Here is a 13,073-nt window from a genome sequence, read left to right on the forward strand (position 1 = left end):
TCGATTACCCGACGGGTAAAGCGAGAGGTGATGAACGGGCCGACCGAGGCCCCGCCGTGCAACCTCGCGGTGTCCTCAACGGTGTCCTCAACGGTGTCTTCAGTGGTGCCATGCCCGCCCGCCCGTGTTGTGGATGAAGCGCTGCAGCACCTTGAGGGTGGTCAGGTACTCCTCGTCGGAGACGCCCGCGTGCCGCTCCGCCCACAGCTCCTCCTGGAGAGCCGCGGCCTTGTCGTAGAACGCCCTGCCCTCGGCCGTGGCACCCAGTCGCCCCCCGGAGTCCTCGGTGATCCAGCCCTGGGCGATGGTCCGGTCGATCTCCTGCCCGATGCCCTCCGAGCCCACGTCCAGGTAGCCCCGCAGCAGACGGGACACCTCGTCGCGCGTCTTCACGGTCTCGGCGCGTGCGACCTGCGCGAGGACCCACCACTGCGGCTGGGTGATGCCGATCTCGGCGAGCGCGGCCCGGGTGCGGGTGACGACCGCCTTGTAGGCGGCCCAGCTCCAGTAGCCGATGGGCTGGCGGATCAGTTCGGCGTCGCTGTGCGAGTACTGCACGGTCGGTCCCTCCGTCTGCGCGTGATCTGCTTCGACGAGACCGACCGTAGAAGCTCAATCAAACTTGAGGTCAAGGCCGTCACTGCCCGACTCGGCCGTCGACCCGCTCGCGCAGAAGGTCGGCGTGGCCGCAGTGGCGGGCGTCCTCCGCGACCGCCGGGTCGGCCACAGTGCCGCTCCTCGGGCAGGGGGCGGACCAGCCCCAGCAGCGACATCGTGGTGCTCGTCCGAGACCACGGGGGCATGGTGGACGGGGCGGGATGGCTCCACCACCCGGCGTCCGGACACGAGGATGCCTGATTCCGCGCATCGCGCCAGAATGCCGAACCGTGAAACGCGTTGATCACGCTCTGCCGCGCAGCTGCAGAGCCGCCGGGTTCCGGTAGGAGTGCTCGCCGTCGTTGATCCAGACGGTGTCGGCCGACCACCTTGCGCCGCTGAGCACGGCCGAGCAGGCGATGAGCAACACGCTCACGAACGGGTGAGGCCTCCCGCGCCGGTGGCGCGGGGTCAGCCAACGTGGCCAGCTGGGGTAGTCCGGGCAGTGCGCGGTGCTGACGCGAGGGCGACTTGATCTCTCGCCCACTCCAACCGGAGCTTCGATATGTACGGGACGGGCCCACCGGCGGTCGTCACACCACCGTGACTTGCAACCATTCGACCCCGCCAACACTTTGCAACCGCCCTGGGTGAGGCCCCGACCACCACTTGGGAGGTGTCGGGGGTCATACGCTTTCGCGAGCCTTCAGGGAATCCTACGAATGATTCTTCTTCTCGACGTAGTAGGCGTAGGCATATCCACCGCTCGTGCCGTCAGCAGTAACAGCCGAAAATTCGACAGGACCCGACTCGGCTGTGTTGATGCTTTGTTGAAAAATGGACCCGTCGCATACAAGGGTGCCCGAGGCGGCGTCCTTGCCCGCAGTGGTGAGCGTCAGTTTCACCTTTTCGCCACCCGTGCAAGTGAACGCGAATGCCAAGCTCAATACGTTGTCGGGCACGGATGCCAGCGAGTTCCCGAAGTTCCGCTCCAGCATGCCAGACCCGTCACTCAGCGACTCCATTTCGATAATGCCCTTCTCCAGCACTGACTTCGCCGCTTCTGCCCCGTCCGAAGCGGAGGTCTTCGAAGTCGAGGCCTTCGGGGGGGACGGCTCGCTGGAGCTGCAAGCCCCCACAGCGAGCGGCATGGAGATGCCCATGCAAATGGAGAGATATCGGACGCGCCTGCCGATGATCATTACGAGTTCTTCCGCCCGATCGAAATGTCGCCCTTCCTGGGGGCCTTGATGACGATGGTCTTCTTCTTGACGTTGCAGGGCGGAGCAATCCACGTCTTGGTGGCCGTGAGCTTCCATCCCTGCTGGCCGAGCACTGCCCGGTACCCCTTCGTTGTGGTGTTCTTGTCGGTGACGGTCTGCGTACCGGACCATGTCCACTTGTTGCTGATCTTGGTATCGACAGAGGTCTTGGCCCTCGCCAGAATGACCCCGGCCTCGGCTTCCGCGCTGGCGCCGATGTCCCAGGTGAATTCATAGCTGTCGGTCAAGGCCCAGGACACGCTCTGGCCGGGCAGCAGCCAGGTCGACTTCGGCGGCTTGCTGGCTATGAAGTACGGCGATCCCTTGACTGTGTACTTCGGCTTGTCGTTCACCTCAGGGCACGCGCTCGCGCTTCTGCCATCACTCGCTTTCTCGGGCTCCTCTTCGAAGGTGAACGTGACCTCGTCACCAAAACCGATGACACGCCCATCGTTCAGGACAATCCCGCCGCCATCAGCGGGAGTTGTCTCATCTTCCCCGCTATTGGCGTGCGCACTAGTCGACATACCAACCACCGCAACTACGGTGGCAGCGGCGAGGATCCGTATCTTGCTGCGCATGAGTGCGCCCCATGTTTTGTGTGTTGCCTCCAGCCGGGTTGGTCGCTTCCCGGCTGCGATCATCACCTCACCACGCGTGAAGCAAGCGTCACAAGCGCATCAACGAAGACTTGAGGAACAACTGAGCAAGAAGCCGTGAGCGCCGAAGACCCCCGACTGCGATGGGCACGCCAGGGGCCGCGTCTGCCCGAACGAAGTCGCGTTGCGTTTGCCAGCGGGCGCGTGACCCTGCGACGAACTCCGGCTTCGCACTGTCTGGTTGATGAACTGCACGTACGCCTTTTTGCGCGCCGTGCGGCACTGGTCCTGTCTAGTCTCTGATCGCTCCGAGTCCGTCAACCGTTCCTGGTGTCGAGTCTGGTGACGGTGCGTTAGAAAGCTCAGCCAACTAGCAATGCCATCACCCGCAGGAGTTGACAGTGCAGTGATCAGTAGAACTGCTAACGAAATGAGGTGCCGTCGGCTCAACGTGGTCCGACGGCACTGTGTGTGGTCCAGGCGTCATTGCCCCAGAGATTGAACTCGGAATGACAGCCCTTCTGGGCTGTGCAGTCTCAGATTGGACTGGTTGGTCTCTCGGATCCAGGTAGCGAGACTCTGGCCACCGCCACCGATCTGCACGCGGGAGATGACGCCATCCAGGTCATCGACCCCGACGGTAAGTTCCCACTGCGGGGTAGCGATGGGTTCACGCGCCGCGATGAACGCGGCAGCCGCCAAAGGGGTGCCTGTCAACTGGTGGTAGAAGTCCCGGGCCCGGTCCGGTTGGTCGCAGGCCAGGACCATGTGGTGTGGTGCGCCTGCCAAGCGGGGCGGGAACTTCCACCCGGTGAACCCATGGGGTTGCCACAGGGAGAAAGCGGCACCCACCGGGTCGATCAGCGTCGCCGTACGGCCCTGATCGCCCGCGTCAAAGGGAGCCACGACAAGACGCGCGCCGTTCGCCGTCGCGGCTTCGGCGCGGCGGTCGACGTCGTCAACGGCCAGGTAGTAGGCGACGTGGGCGGGCGTGTCCAGTGGGTAGATCGGGTTCGCAAGGTCGCTGACGCCGCCGATCTGGTACCCGCCGATGGTTATCTTGGTGGCCTGGCGCCAGTCCTCCTCATCCACTGCAAAACACCAGCCCAGTGCCTGCGATAAGAAGGCAGCGGTACCGGATGGGTCGCGGGTTTTCAGGTCCATCCAGCAGAACTCGTTCAACGAACCGAGGGGGGTCATCGTGTCCTCCTTGTCTTTCGAGTGCTGGGTATCGGCTCGCCGGGCGACTGCGCAAGCGGGTTTCAGCTGCCAGCCGTGCGAGAGCTCCGGCGGGAAGCCGCAGGTCTGTGCTGCGCATGCAGTGACACCAGCCGTCTCCAGCAGATGAGAGCGCATCCGAGGGTGAGGAACGCTTCGTGGATGTCGTCGCGTAATCTCCCAGCGAATCCGCAGGCGGCGGAACCAGCGCAGGTGAGCGAATGCACGCTCGACGACCCAGCGTTGGGTGCCGAGTCCGGAGCCGTGTTCGGTGCCGCGGCGGGCGATCAGCGGCCTCACGCCGAGGGCCCGGACCAGACGGCGGTACTTGTCGTGGTCGTAGCCGCGGTCGGCAAGGATCACGTCCGGGCGGTGCCGGGGCCTGTCACTTGCCTCGCACCGGCGGCACGGCCTGGAGGAGCGGGATCAGCTGGGTGACATCGTTGCGGTTGCCACCGGTCAAGGCGGCAGCAAGCGGGATGTCGGTGGCGTCAGTGATCAGAAGATGCTTACTGCCCGTCCTGCCCCGGTCAACGGGGCTTCGTCCGGTCTTGGCTCCCCCTTTACGCTCCCCGCGCACGCACTACTCCGGCCGGCACTCGCGGACGGCGCCCCCGCCATCTCGGAGCCTGAGCGCCCCCGCCGGAGGCATGCTTTGAGCGTTGCCGCGCTCCGCGGTTCTCGACTCATGGTCCCCGGTCCGTCCCACATGTGGGCGCGCGTCGGCGCAGCCCGGGCGGAGCGGGCCGAAGGCAGGAGCGGCGCCCGGATGGCGCCCGGGCAGTACATCGACCCGCGCGCGGCACGGATCACGTTCCAGCAGTACGCCGAGAACTGGGTGACTCACGCACCGGATCCGAACACTCAGGCGTCGATGGAGTCGCAGCTTCGGCTGCACGCGTTTCCTTACCTGGGGTCATGTCCTCTGGGCTCCTTCCAGCCCGCTCACATCCGTGACTGGGGGAGGCAGTTCCAAGAGAACGGCGTCCGTGGTTCGTACGCTCGGACGATCTACTCCAATGGCGGGCAGCTCTGAGCGCAGCCGTGGACGATGGGCACCTTCCCCGGAACCCGTGTGCTGCTCGCTCGGTCCGGCCGCCGACCGTGGACAGCAAGCGAGTGGTCCCATGGACGGCAGAGCGGGTCTTCGCCGTACGGGCCGGCATGCCCGAGCGGTACCAAGCCATGGTCGACCTGGGCGGCTGCGGTCTCCGCCAGGGGGAGATCCTTGGCATCGCCGTCGACGCGATCGACTTCGCGGCGGGCACGCTCCACGTGGTCCAGCAGCTCAAGCTGAGCCGTAGCAAGCCCGTGTTCGCCCCACCCAAGGGTGGCAAGCTGCGGGACGTGCCGCTGCCCGGCCCGGTCGCTGATGCCCTCCGGGACCACATGAAGCGGTTCCCGCCGGTGGAGATCACCTTGCCGTGGAAGGTGGCGGGTGGGCCTCCGGTGACCAAGCGGCTAATCTTCACCGGCCCGCGTGGCGGTCATGTCTGGCGGACGTCCCTCAACGAGGAAGTTTGGAAGCGGGCGCTTGCCTCGGCCGGAGTGATCCCTGAGCGGAAGCCGGGCGAGTCCTGCGCAGAGTCCCGCGAGAACGGCATGCACGCCCTCCGGCACTTCTACGCCTCAGTGCTCCTGGACGCCGAGGAGAACATCAAGGCCCTGGCCGAGTACCTCGGCCACTCGGACCCGGGCCTGACGCTCCGCGTGTACGCGCACCTGATGCCGTCCAGCCAGGAACGGACCCGCAAGGCTGTGGCTTCGGTCTTCGAGCATCGCTGAGATGAACGCTGTAATCAGAGATCGGTACTCCGCTAGCCGCATGAGGAGTGAGTGAAGAAGCTCTCTGACAGACGCACAGATCAGAGTTAGCGGACAAGCTCGTAAAGTTGATTCGAGACCTCACGCGTGAGAGATTGAAGTCCAAGCTCTAGAGCCATCTAGCTGGCTCTAGATGGCTTACGGAAGTTCTAGGAGACTCTAGGACGACCGAGGACCTGGATCCGGCTGCAACCAGACCCAGGCCCTCATGCAGTCAACGAGCCCGGTCGCTCACCAGCAGACCGGGCTCGCTGCATGTACAGCTGCTCCCAGTCGCGACCGTCCTCGCGCGTGACTCGCTCATCGAGCGAACTGCATCACGCCGGTAGCGATGGCCACCAGTAGACCCGCTCCCGTAAGCCAGACCTGCCACCTCTCGGCGCTGGTCCACCTACGAGGCTCGTCCTTCTCAAGGCTCACCTCTACCGCCTCCCTTCCTCCTTCAACCGGCCCGCTAGTCGGACCGGTGCCTAGGAACTCACGCGCCGATGGGCGGAGTTCAGGGAAGGATCAGGTGAGGCGCGACCAGCATACCGGTCATGTTGTTATTCACCGAGGGACGACAGAAGGCTTGACAGCGGCCCCAAATGCCTTTCACGGCCCAGCGACGGCCCCAGTGCATCAACAAGCCCCCTACTCGCGGAAAAACCGCAGGTAGAGGGCTTGATGGCGTCGGCTTACTTCTTCTTGCCCTGGTTCTTGACCGCCTCAATGGCCGCCGCGGCCGCCTCGGGGTCCAGGTACGTGCCGCCCGGGTTCAGCGGCTTGAAGTCGGCGTCGAGTTCGTAGGACAGCGGGATGCCCGTCGGGATGTTGAGGCCCGCGATGTCCGAGTCGGAGATGCCGTCCAGGTGCTTGACCAGGGCGCGCAGCGAGTTGCCGTGGGCCGCGACCAGGACCGTCCGGCCCTTCAGCAGGTCCGGGACGATGCCGTCGAACCAGTACGGGAGCATGCGGACGACGACGTCCTTCAGGCACTCCGTCTGAGGCCGCAGCTCCGGCGGGAGGGTCGCGTAGCGCGGGTCGGAGAACTGGGAGTACTCGGCGTCGCGGTCGAGCGGCGGCGGCGGGGTGTCGTAGGAACGGCGCCACAGCATGAACTGCTCCTCGCCGAACTCGGCGAGCGTCTGGGCCTTGTCCTTGCCCTGGAGGGCGCCGTAGTGGCGCTCGTTCAGGCGCCAGGAGCGGTGGACCGGGATCCAGAGGCGGTCCGCGGCCTCGAGGGCCAGCTGGGCCGTGCGGATCGCGCGCTTCTGGAGGGACGTGTGGACCACGTCGGGGAGGAGATCGGCGTCCTTCAGGAGCTCGCCACCGCGGACTGCCTCCTTCTCGCCCTTCTCGTTCAGGTTCACGTCCACCCAGCCGGTGAACAGGTTCTTCGCGTTCCACTCGCTCTCGCCGTGGCGGAGGAGGATCAGCTTGTACGGTGCGTCGGCCATGCCCCAGAGCGTAATCCACGCATTCGCCCGTTCGCGTGGCTGCCCGACAGGCGGACGTTTGACGGGTTCTGTTAATTGAGTGGCCCCCGACAAGCGCCGACTTGTAATTTGCGCATACCGACCACGCCACTTACATCGCTTTCTCGGGGGAGTCCGTCCATGCCGTACGCCACGCGTGCCCGACGCGCCGTCCAGGAGACGGTCTCCGGGCTCCCCCGCGAGTTCTGGTGGCTGTGGACCAGCACGCTGGTCAACCGGCTCGGCGCCTTCGTCGCCACGTTCATGGCGCTCTACCTGACGCTCGACCGCGGCTACTCCGCCACGTACGCCGGTCTGGTCGCCGCCCTGCACGGCCTCGGCGGCGTCGTCTCCTCGCTGGGCGGCGGGGTGATGACCGACCGGCTGGGCAGGCGGCCGACGCTGCTGATCGCGCAGGCGTCGACCGCCGTGTCCGTCGCGCTGCTCGGGTTCGTGCGCGACCCGGTCGCCATCGCCGGTGTCGCCTTCCTCGTCGGCGCGGCGAGCAACGCGTCCCGGCCGGCCGTGCAGGCGATGATGGCGGACATCGTGCGGCCGGAGGACCGTATCCGCGCCTTCTCCCTCAACTACTGGGCCATCAACCTCGGCTTCGCGATCTCCTCCATGGCCGCCGGATTCATCGCCGAGGTCAGCTACCTCGCCGGGTTCCTGATCGAGGCGGGGATGACGATGGTCTGCGCGATCGTCGTCTTCCTGAAGCTGCCCGAGTCCAAGCCCGCCGAGGTCGCGACGACGACCGCACGGGACGACTCCGTGGGCCTGGGTACCGTGCTGCGCGACGGGCGCTTCATGAGCGTCGTCGGGCTGTCCTTCCTCGTCGCGTTGATCTTCCAGCAGGCGTCTGTGGGACTGCCGGTGGCGATGGGTGAGGCCGGGTTCACGCCGGCCGAGTACGGCATGGCGGTCGCCGTCAACGGCGTGCTGATCGTCGTACTCCAGATCCCGGTCACGCGGTTCATCGAGCACCGGGATCCGCGGCGGCTGCTCGTCGTCTCGTCGGTCCTCGCGGGGTACGGGTTCGGGCTGACCGCCTTCGCGGGGTCGGTCGGCGTCATCGCCCTCACGGTGTGCGTGTGGACGCTGGCGGAGATCGTCAACGCGCCGACGCAGACGGGCCTCGTCGTCCGGCTGTCCCCGCTGCACGGGCGTGGGCGCTACCAGGGCATGTACACCATGTCCTGGTCCGTCGCGGCCCTCGTCGCCCCGCTCATGTCCGGGTTCGTCATCGACCGGTTCGGCGCTGAGTGGCTGTGGGGGCTGTGCGCCGTGGTCGGAACGGTGGCCGGGCTGGGCTACCACGTGCTGATGCGGCGGCTGCCGGAGGAGGAGGCGCCGACGCCGGTCGAGCCTGACGTGGGCGTGCGGTCGCAGCCGGAGGTCGGTGCGGGGTGAGCCGAGCCGGAGGCGCGGCCGCCGCCGGCCGCGCCCGGCGTCGGTGGCGAGCGCGACCGGCGGCAGCGGGGTGACGACCTGACCGGCACCTGACCTCACCGGACCGCTACCCGACTCAGCGATCAGGACCCCGGCCCGGCAACGCCCGGGCGAGGGCCCTGTTCCGTGTCACTGCACGATCAGCGGCACCGGATGGATCTCGTCCGCCTTGTGTCCCGCGCGTTCGTGGATGCGCTGGACCGCCTCCGCCGAGGGGGCCTCCGAGAGGCAGTAGACCAGGCCGGACTCCGGGTCCGCCCAGGCCTTCTCGAAGTGGACCCGCTCGTCTCCCTCTATGGCGAGGTCCGCGTTGTGGGCCTCGCGCAGCTGCTCCTCCGTGATGCCCTTCATGCTGTGGTGGACATCCATGAACTTGGCCATGACCCCACGCCTCCTTCCCGGTACGGCGCTGTGTGCCTTGCCTACCTTCCATGGTCCGCCCGCACGGGCACGGAGGCGACCACAGCACAGCAGGGCCCCGGCGACGAAACACCACCGGAGCCCTGTCGCATGCCGTACGCGTCCGCCGGCGTCAGCCGCACTGGCATGGGCTGCCCGACTGACACCCGCAGCCGCAGCCGGAGCCGCAGCCGCACGCGGCGATCAGGGGCAGGTTCCTGATCCCGGCGGGCTGCTCGGTCTCGCTCTGCCGCGTGGGGTCGGGCGTGCTGCTCGGGGATTCGGCCATGGGTCCCTCCTCGGGGCTGGTGCCTGTGCCCATTGGACGCCCGCTCGGCTGGGCGCATCAACGGCGCACTGGGGCGCCCGCGCGCCCGAGGCGAATCCCGCGCGTCCGGCTCAGGCGCCCTCTGACCCCGTCACCGCCTGGATCTCCGGCTGCACGTCCGTCTGGAGCTCGTCGGCGTGCTCGCCCGTCACCAGGTACACCACCCGCTTGGCGACGGAGACCGCGTGGTCGGCGAAGCGCTCGTAGTAACGGCCCAGCAGCGTGACGTCCACGGCCGTCTCGATGCCGTGCTTCCAGCGGTCGTCCATCAGGTGCCGGAAGAGGGTGCGGTGCAGCAGGTCCATCTCGTCGTCGTCCTGCTCCAGCTGCAGCGCCAGGTCGACGTCCTTGGTGATGATCACCTCGGCGGCCTTGGCCATCAGGCGCTGGGCGAGCTGGCCCATCTCCAGGATGGTGGCGTGCAGGTCGCTCGGGACCGCGCGCTCCGGGTAGCGCAGGCGCGCGAGCTTCGCCACGTGCTGGGCGAGGTCACCGGAGCGCTCCAGGTCGGCCGACATGCGCAGCGACGTGACGACGATCCGCAGGTCCGTCGCCACCGGCTGCTGCCGCGCCAGCAGGGCTATGGCCCGGGCCTCCAGTTCGTGCTGGAGCTCGTCGACCCTCTGGTCGGCCTCGATGACGTTCTCGGCCAGCTTCAGGTCGGAGTCGAGGATGGCGGTCGTGGCGCGTCCGATCGCCGACCCGACCAGCCGGGCCATCTCCACCAGACTGTCGCTGATCGAGTCCAGTTCCTCGTGGTACGCGTCCCGCATCAGGTTCCCTCTCGTGCGTTCAGGTCGGGGGTTCAAGGGCCGGAGCCCGCCGGACGGCCGGCGGCACGCCCACCGGACAACCAGCGGTACGACCGTCGTATCACCAACGGTCCGAACCCCACGCTCCCACGATCCGCCCCGTACGCGTCCGTTTCCGGCATCCCAAATGAACCAATACTGGCTCCAAGGTGAACTCTGGGCGACGAGTGTTCGAGCTGGCAGTCCGACGGCTGTGGAGGGTGCCCGACCCATGCCTAACCTGGGTGCATGGACGTGAACGCGGCGGTCGCCGCAGCGGCAGCGATCGCCGGGGTGCTCACCGGCGTCATCGCCATGCTGGCGTTCCGCTGGAGTGAGCGCGAGCAGAAGCGCCCCACACGTACCTCCCTGCACACGGACCCGGTGCTGCCACCGGGCGTGGACACCGTCCTGTCGGTCCTCAGGTCCTCCGCCGTCGTCCTCGACGAGGCGGACACCGTGGTCAAGGCCAGCTCGGCGGCGTACGCCCTCGGTCTGGTCCGCGGCGGCAAGCTCGCGGTCGAGCCGATGCTGCAGATGGCCCGGGACACCCGGCGCGACGGGGAGATACGCCAGGTCGAGCTGGACCTGCCACGGCGCGGCACCGGACGCGGAGAGGCCCTGGCCGTCTCCGCGCGGGTCGCGCCGCTCGGCTCCCGGCTGGTGCTGCTGCTCGTGGAGGACCTGACCGAGGCCCGCCGCATAGAGGCGGTCCGGCGCGACTTCGTCGCCAATGTGAGCCACGAGCTGAAGACGCCCGTCGGCGCCCTCTCGCTGCTCTCCGAGGCCGTCATGGACGCCTCCGACGACCCCGAGGCCGTGCAGCGGTTCGCCGGGCGCATGCAGATCGAGGCGACCCGGCTCACCAGCCTGGTGCAGGAGCTCATCGACCTGTCGCGGGTGCAGAACGACGATCCGCTGGAGGACGCCGAGCCCGTCCGCGTCGACGAACTGGTCGCCGAGGCCATCGACCGCTGCCGGCACCAGGCCGGCACGAAAGAGATCACCATGGCCGCGGGGGGCACCGCCGACCTGCACGTGTGGGGTAACCGCGGCCAGCTCGCCGCCGCGCTCGGCAACCTCGTCGAGAACGCCGTCAACTACTCGCCCGCCCGCACCCGCGTCGGCATAGCGGCCCGCAGGGTGAACGCCGCCGGCGGCGAGCACATCGAGATAGCCGTCACCGACCAGGGCATCGGCATCTCCGACAAGGACAAGGAGCGCATCTTCGAGCGCTTCTACCGTGTCGACCCGGCCCGCTCCCGTGCCACGGGCGGTACGGGACTGGGCCTGGCGATCGTGAAGCACGTGGCCGCCTCGCACGGCGGGGAGGTCACGGTGTGGAGCGCCGAAGGCCAGGGCTCCACCTTCACCCTGCGGCTGCCGGAGGCCGGTGCGGCCCGCGACCGCGCACATCAGCAGCCCGCCCGGGACGAACGCGCAGGAAGCGCGGGCCTCGACGAGGAGGCCGGGCGGTCCACCCCTCAATCCCCCGAATCGAACGCGTACGAAACGCTTCCCGCCCCGGAGGTCCTTCCGTGACCCGTGTGCTCGTCGTCGAGGACGAGGAGTCCTTCTCCGACGCCCTGTCGTACATGCTCCGCAAGGAGGGCTTCGAGGTCGCCGTCGCGACCACCGGGCCCGACGGACTCGACGAGTTCGAGCGCAACGGCGCCGACCTCGTCCTTCTCGACCTGATGCTGCCCGGCCTGCCGGGCACCGAGGTCTGCCGCCAGCTGCGCGGCCGCTCCAACGTCCCCGTCATCATGGTGACCGCCAAGGACAGTGAGATCGACAAGGTCGTCGGGCTGGAGATAGGAGCCGACGACTACGTCACCAAGCCGTTCTCCTCGCGCGAGCTGGTCGCCCGGATCCGGGCCGTGCTGCGCCGCCGCGGCGAGCCGGAGGAGGTGACCCCGGCCGCGCTGGAGGCCGGCCCGGTCCGGATGGACGTGGACCGGCACGTGGTCACCGTCGGCGGCACCAAGATCGACCTGCCGCTGAAGGAGTTCGACCTGCTGGAGATGCTGCTGCGCAACGCCGGCCGGGTGCTGACCCGGATGCAGCTCATCGACCGGGTCTGGGGCGCCGACTACGTCGGTGACACCAAGACCCTCGACGTCCACGTCAAGCGCCTGCGCGCCAAGATCGAGCCGGACCCGGGCGCCCCGCGCTACCTGGTGACGGTGCGCGGCCTGGGCTACAAGTTCGAGCCGTAGGCCGACGCCGTAGGGCGAGGCCGGAGGACGCGCCGCACGACGGCAACGCGAAGGGCGGGACCCCTCGGAGGAGGGGTCCCGCCCTTCGCGCTCTACGACGGCTCAGTGACCGGCGCCGCCCGTCGCGCTCGCGGACGCGGCGTCGGTCGGCGTGGCCGGCGACTCGTGGCCGCCCGGCGTCTCGCCGGCGGCGGGGCTCCCGGCCGGCGATTCCGAGGCGCCCTCGGCCGGGGAGCCGGACGGGGACGCGCCCGGCGCGGCCGGGACCTCGGTCGGGCCCCACTCTTCGAAGTAGTGCTTGGCGGGGACGACGAACGCCCGCAGGCTCACGTCACCGGTCTTGCTGAAGGTGAAGGTGACCTTCTGGGCGTTGCCGTCCTGGACCGCCTCACGGCTGCTCGGCAGCGTGGCCGTGGCGTTGTCCTTGCCGCCGAGGATCAGTGAACCGCCGGCCGGAATGCTCAGGCTGCCGCCCTTGGCCGGCTTGAGCTCGGCCTTCTTGCCGGTGCCCGGGAGCGTGATGGACTCCAGGGTCTCGGCGGTGCTGCCGGAGTTGAAGAAGGTGGCGGAGATCGCGGCCGGGCCGGTCGACTCGAGGTCGGGCTGCGTGATCACGATCGCGTTCTGGATCTTGATGTCGCCGACGCTCGTGGCCGCGTTGTCCGGCTTGATCTCCAGGGTCTGGGCGTTGTTGCCGGCACCGCACGCGGCGAGCGAGGCGATGGAGAACGCGATGGTCGCAGCGGCGAGGGCGCCGCGTCGAAGGCTGCTGCTCACGGCGGCGGCAACTCCTTGACTCGAGCGGAGCGGCCGATAAAGCCGCCCTAAGTGTCTGTCAGCGTGCCTCAGGTTACCGAGCCGTCCCCGCACCGCCGCACCCGACCCCCCGGCACCACGGGTCCCGCCGGAGTCAGAAGTGACGGCGAC

General features: G+C 68.1%; 13 protein-coding genes and 3 pseudogenes. 4 read left to right on the top strand and 12 right to left on the bottom strand.

Going from position 1 to position 13,073, the window contains the following annotated elements; all coding sequences use genetic code 11:
- Positions 1 to 99 precede the first annotated feature (99 nt).
- The 7 genes and pseudogenes from IE97_RS0121605 to IE97_RS43115 all read right to left on the bottom strand — a co-directional run.
- Entirely contained in the window at positions 100 to 558 is a 459-nt protein-coding gene (locus IE97_RS0121605; protein ID WP_030243097.1) for a MarR family winged helix-turn-helix transcriptional regulator, read from the bottom strand.
- A gap of 79 nt (positions 559 to 637) precedes the next feature.
- A pseudogene (locus IE97_RS40600) lies at positions 638 to 712 on the bottom strand (DUF664 domain-containing protein); the annotation flags it as partial.
- A gap of 189 nt (positions 713 to 901) precedes the next feature.
- Positions 902 to 1,033, bottom strand: coding sequence for a hypothetical protein (locus tag IE97_RS43475; protein ID WP_267881796.1), 132 nt, complete (start codon positions 1,031 to 1,033; stop codon positions 902 to 904).
- Between the two features lie 280 nt (positions 1,034 to 1,313).
- Positions 1,314 to 1,799: a hypothetical protein gene (locus IE97_RS0121620; protein ID WP_030243100.1), complete on the bottom strand. Its 486-nt coding sequence runs from the start codon at positions 1,797 to 1,799 to the stop codon at positions 1,314 to 1,316.
- Complete coding sequence (locus tag IE97_RS0121625) at positions 1,799 to 2,440, bottom strand: hypothetical protein (RefSeq protein WP_234331848.1); 642 nt, start codon at positions 2,438 to 2,440, stop codon at positions 1,799 to 1,801. Before IE97_RS0121625 ends, IE97_RS0121620 begins: the two co-directional genes overlap by 1 nt.
- Before the next feature lie 501 nt (positions 2,441 to 2,941).
- A complete protein-coding gene (locus IE97_RS0121630; protein WP_324605866.1) occupies positions 2,942 to 3,814 on the bottom strand; it encodes a VOC family protein in 873 nt (290 codons plus the stop codon).
- Positions 3,721 to 4,235: pseudogene (locus IE97_RS43115) on the bottom strand (IS5 family transposase); the annotation flags it as partial. The pseudogene IE97_RS43115 and the gene IE97_RS0121630, both read right to left, overlap by 94 nt.
- Positions 4,236 to 4,439: 204 nt before the next feature.
- Between IE97_RS43115 and IE97_RS38605 the strand changes: the two are divergent.
- Positions 4,440 to 5,461 (top strand): annotated as a pseudogene (locus tag IE97_RS38605) (tyrosine-type recombinase/integrase); the annotation flags it as partial.
- Positions 5,462 to 6,177: 716 nt separating this feature from the next.
- On the opposite strand, the gene IE97_RS0121645 reads toward IE97_RS38605, so the two are convergent.
- The gene (locus IE97_RS0121645; protein WP_030243107.1) at positions 6,178 to 6,939 is read right to left on the bottom strand and encodes a phosphoglyceromutase; all 762 of its coding nucleotides are present in this window, start codon (positions 6,937 to 6,939) and stop codon (positions 6,178 to 6,180) included.
- A 159-nt stretch (positions 6,940 to 7,098) separates the two neighbouring features.
- On the opposite strand from IE97_RS0121645, the gene IE97_RS0121650 reads away from it, so the two are divergent.
- The gene (locus IE97_RS0121650; RefSeq protein WP_037835893.1) at positions 7,099 to 8,370 is read left to right on the top strand and encodes an MDR family MFS transporter; all 1,272 of its coding nucleotides are present in this window, start codon (positions 7,099 to 7,101) and stop codon (positions 8,368 to 8,370) included.
- Positions 8,371 to 8,538: 168 nt separating this feature from the next.
- Here IE97_RS0121650 and IE97_RS0121655 read toward each other — a convergent pair whose 3' ends face one another.
- From IE97_RS0121655 to phoU, 3 genes are all read right to left on the bottom strand, one after another.
- A complete protein-coding gene (locus IE97_RS0121655; RefSeq protein WP_030243113.1) occupies positions 8,539 to 8,790 on the bottom strand; it encodes an SCO4226 family nickel-binding protein in 252 nt (83 codons plus the stop codon).
- Positions 8,791 to 8,941: 151 nt separating this feature from the next.
- Positions 8,942 to 9,097, bottom strand: a complete 156-nt coding sequence (locus tag IE97_RS42560; RefSeq protein ID WP_199807038.1) for a hypothetical protein — start codon at positions 9,095 to 9,097, stop codon at positions 8,942 to 8,944.
- A 110-nt stretch (positions 9,098 to 9,207) separates the two neighbouring features.
- Positions 9,208 to 9,909, bottom strand: a complete 702-nt coding sequence (phoU, locus tag IE97_RS0121665) for a phosphate signaling complex protein PhoU (RefSeq protein ID WP_030243117.1) — start codon at positions 9,907 to 9,909, stop codon at positions 9,208 to 9,210.
- Between the two features lie 267 nt (positions 9,910 to 10,176).
- Between phoU and IE97_RS0121670 the strand changes: the two genes are divergently transcribed.
- A complete protein-coding gene (locus IE97_RS0121670) occupies positions 10,177 to 11,469 on the top strand; it encodes a sensor histidine kinase (protein WP_030243119.1) in 1,293 nt (430 codons plus the stop codon).
- Entirely contained in the window at positions 11,466 to 12,146 is a 681-nt protein-coding gene (locus IE97_RS0121675) for a response regulator transcription factor (RefSeq protein ID WP_030243122.1), read from the top strand. Before IE97_RS0121670 ends, IE97_RS0121675 begins: the two co-directional genes overlap by 4 nt.
- Positions 12,147 to 12,248: 102 nt before the next feature.
- Here IE97_RS0121675 and IE97_RS0121680 read toward each other — a convergent pair whose 3' ends face one another.
- Positions 12,249 to 12,923: a hypothetical protein gene (locus tag IE97_RS0121680; RefSeq protein WP_030243125.1), complete on the bottom strand. Its 675-nt coding sequence runs from the start codon at positions 12,921 to 12,923 to the stop codon at positions 12,249 to 12,251.
- Positions 12,924 to 13,073 lie beyond the last annotated feature (150 nt).

The sequence above is a fragment of the Streptomyces sp. NRRL S-455 genome, assembly GCF_000717875.1.
Lineage (GTDB): Bacteria > Actinomycetota > Actinomycetes > Streptomycetales > Streptomycetaceae > Streptomyces.